The following is a 3,833-nucleotide window of genomic DNA, read 5'->3' as shown; positions in this document are numbered from 1 at the left end:
ACGCGTTACGACAAGCTGGCCAGTAGCTTCAAGGCCATGGTGACATTGGCTTGCATTGAGCAATGCATGAGAGCCGACTTTTCAGACAGAACCTAACATCATCATAGAGATTGGCATTGTGGCTAATTCTGGAGCAGAGGCCAACTGCTGCCCGACTACCCCACTTAGTGTTAGTACTGTTATCGATGCCACCATAAAAAGCGTTTGACTTATTACCAGTATGGCTACATTTTTATATTGCAATCTCCCTGTGCCAACCATGCTTTACCTCGCTTTTTCAGACATACTAAGTAATCAATCTTTTATAAAAAAAAGCATTCATGCCTATCGGAAACTAAACTATATTTATTAATTTAAACCGCTACAGGCGAATCTTCTAATCGCACTAACTGACGAGAGTGCAACATAATGAGCTAAAATTAAAATCATCCTTACTCGAATTACTTACTTCTCAACCAGACCTTATTCTGGACTTAAATACTGCATGTCAGAAGGATGGCTAGCATGCCAAATTTGCAGCCAAATTATAATCTATTACTCACCAAACTTAGCAATTAATACCCATATTTCTAACAAATGGAAAAACTGACAAGAAAAGCTCTCTCATAATGTTAAAACGCCCTATATAACACAGGAGATTACTTGACTGAAATTTTATATAATCTTGCGCATTTTCTATGCAAGCAAAAAACCAAGCCTCTTCCTCCACATCTGAAGGAGGAAGAGGGCTAACTAGAACTTCATATTAGTAATACACAGCCTTTTTTTCTTCTTTATCCACATGGACAGAAAGAACATCTGGCCTTGAGTAATGCCCAACCGGATCGAAGTCTAACTTGCTTTTTACCAGAGTATCACTGTCGATATCGGCGTAAATAATAGCATTTTCATTATAAACTGGGCCCGATATTATTTCACCAAGCGGCCCTATGATCATACTACCACCACGCATTAAAACTTCTTCTGGGTTGTCACTAAGAGTGCAGCGATAATCTTCTTCAAAATCACCACGCTTAAGGAATTGACAAGAGCTAAGAACAAAGCATCGACCTTCCATAGCTATATGTTGCATAGTAGAGACCCAAGTGTCCCTATCATCAGCGGTAGGAGCGCAATATATTTCAACACCCTGACCATACATAGCAGCGCGCAACGATGGCATGTAATTTTCCCAACATATTACCGTACCTATCGCACCTAGCTCACTTTCAACTATATCCAATGTTGAACCGTCACCGAAACCCCAGACAAGTCTCTCAGACCCCGTTGGCATCAGCTTTCGTCTTTTACCAACAACCCCCTTCTCTGGATCAATGAAAACGACAGTGCAATAAAGAGTGCTTCCGCCCTTTTCAATGATCCCCATCACTACAAAGATATTATTTTCCCTAGCAACCGAAGCAATGTCGCTTATCTCGGACCCACCAATTTCAACTGCGCCATTATAATACTTAAGATAGTCTTCTCTCCCTTCAGGGAGTCGCTTACCAACTGGCGAATCAAAGGTTAGTCCTTTGGGATAGGTGCCTAAAAACGCCTCCGGAAACACCACCAACTCAGCACCATTAATTGCGGCCTCTTCGATTAGGCGACAAGCTTTTCTGGCTGTCTTTTCAGCATCAAAAGGAACGCTTGAATCCTGCACCACTGCAACTTTTAATTTATCTTTCATAAAAACCTCAAGCCTTTTTTTCTTCTGAATAAACCACTTCCCCAGTGTTATCCCTCATATATTCATTGAACATATCATGGAACTCTACCACGGAAGACTCTGGAACCTTTTTGGTTACCTTGCTTACAGCGATCGTTACAACAATATTGACTATAATTCCCGCAATACTGGGCCCAACAGGAATGTCTATTTGGGTAATTGTCATGAGCGCCATAACAACAACACCTAGAACCAGGCCAAGAAATGCTCCTGTTTCCGTGACCGATTTAAAATACAGCATGCCTAAAGCCGAAGGCACAAGCTGAAGGCCAAGGCCGAAACCTAAAGAAGCAATTGGAACTAAAAACCCTGCACCGCTCGGAAGCATTGCAAGCACAAATATCATCACCGTAAGAGATAGGACAACAACTCTTGTAACCCAAGTAACTCTTTTACTTGTCATATCTCCCTTCGTCAAACCATCTACGACATCTTCAGCAACTAGACTTGCCGAGGAAAGAAGCTGGCTATTAATGGTGGAAATTGCAGCTGCAAGAATACCAGCCACTACAAAAGCACTCAAAATGGGAAAGTGGAAGTTGAATATTTGCGGAAGAATCGTATCGCTGTTGCCCACATTTACACTCGGAGCAATCCCAGGAATAACTGCCGCCATACCAACCACAAGAGGAATAATGGCCATCATCCATGAGTTCCAGAAAGGTGTGGCCATAGCCACTTTTCCAAGAACTTTGGCTGATGAAGCAGAATAAAATTTTTGCCACATATGAGGAAGAACCCAAGCACCAAACCCAAGCCCAAGCCACAGCTCCAACATCCCAAGTGGATTTCCTGAAACCACGTTAAGTTCAGGCTTATATTGTGACACTTGCTCGAACAGCTCAGCCCCTCCAGAAAGCTTTAAGACATACAATGCTGTAAATATCAAAATGGATGCAAAAAATACACCCATGAAAGAGTCGGTCCATGCAGTACCTTTAAAACCTGCCCACAGAACAATAACACCCACCATCACCGACGTAACTGTAACTCCTACAACATACGGAATCGCACCATCGGTAAGGGCCTCAAGCGCTCTAGCCCCACCAATAACCTGTATAAGCATTACAGGTACTAAAGCAGATATCCCGACCAATGCAACCGTAATCCTAAGCCTATTACTTTTATAATAATGCTTAATCATCTGGCCCGGAGTTATAAAGCCATATTTCTTTCCTGCCAACCAAATCCTGGCCCCGAATAGCCATATGAAAATTGCATGGAAAATTGTCCAAACAGCAAATCCCGCAAACCAAACTCCAGATCTATAATATGCTCCGAACGCACCTAAAAGAGTCCATGTTGAAAAATACGTAGCTCCCATCGACAAAACTAGAACTATTGTGCCTATTCCACGCCCACCAATGATAAAATTTTCTGATGAACTCCCGGATGCTTTCTCCGAATTCCTTTTAGATAGATATGATACCAGTATGAAAACGAAAATGAATGCGGCCAATACTACAGCCGTCAATGTATTGTTCATTTTACAGCTTCCTCATGCAGAGGCTTTTCTTCAAGCTTTTTAATGAAAGGCTTAAAATAAAGCGGGTAAATAAGAATAACGCAAACTGTAAGCACTATATTGGATGCAATAATCACAGCCAACGGCTGCGGCAACCCCATCACCATAGAAGCTGTGTTAAACACACCGAAATATGGAAGCCATGTTATTGAAAGCGCAGTTAAGACAACCCCCCATAATAGCTTCCTTTTACTTTTTGTATTCATCATTAACCCTTCATCAAGTGGATGTGAATTTAACAAGAACAATCCTGAGAGTAGCCGGCAGAGAGTGTTAATAAAAATAGTAAAAAGAGAACACGCTGTTGCCAAAAAGTACACGCTTCCAAAACGTTCACGGCGATAATAATTTATGCATATATCGTGCCATTTAATTGCAAGTCTCTAAAAATGATCGAATCTACCTCTCCATACACCATCAGCACACAATCCTGGTACCTGCTGTCTCTACTTCTTATCGTGCCTTTGGCAGGCGACACCACCTGCCATATAAGTGCCTAACTGAAAGTTTTCGTGCATAATGTATGTAGGATAACTGACACGGACGGAACCATGGCAAGGCGCTTCGTTGCACCTCTCACTGAGTCTGAGCAGCAGA

General features: G+C 42.1%; 3 protein-coding genes. All 3 read right to left on the bottom strand.

The window, feature by feature from the left end; genetic code table 11:
• Positions 1-745: 745 nt before the first annotated feature.
• Genes ACQKE4_RS20310 through ACQKE4_RS20300 form a run of 3 tightly spaced genes read right to left on the bottom strand, consistent with a single transcriptional unit; the run spans position 746 to position 3,478 of the window.
• A complete protein-coding gene (locus ACQKE4_RS20310) occupies positions 746-1,672 on the bottom strand; it encodes a carbon-nitrogen hydrolase family protein (protein ID WP_427390037.1) in 927 nt (308 codons plus the stop codon).
• A 7-nt stretch (positions 1,673-1,679) separates the two neighbouring features.
• Positions 1,680-3,197, bottom strand: a complete 1,518-nt coding sequence (locus ACQKE4_RS20305) for a sodium:solute symporter family protein (protein ID WP_427390035.1) — start codon at positions 3,195-3,197, stop codon at positions 1,680-1,682.
• Positions 3,194-3,478: a hypothetical protein gene (locus ACQKE4_RS20300; protein ID WP_427390033.1), complete on the bottom strand. Its 285-nt coding sequence runs from the start codon at positions 3,476-3,478 to the stop codon at positions 3,194-3,196. The genes ACQKE4_RS20305 and ACQKE4_RS20300 overlap by 4 nt, the downstream gene beginning before the upstream one ends.
• Between the last annotated feature and the right edge of the window lie 355 nt (positions 3,479-3,833).

It is taken from the genome of Halomonas sp. NPDC076908 (assembly GCF_050269715.1).
Lineage (GTDB): Bacteria > Pseudomonadota > Gammaproteobacteria > Pseudomonadales > Halomonadaceae > Vreelandella.
This window is presented reverse-complemented; position numbering and strand designations above follow the sequence as displayed.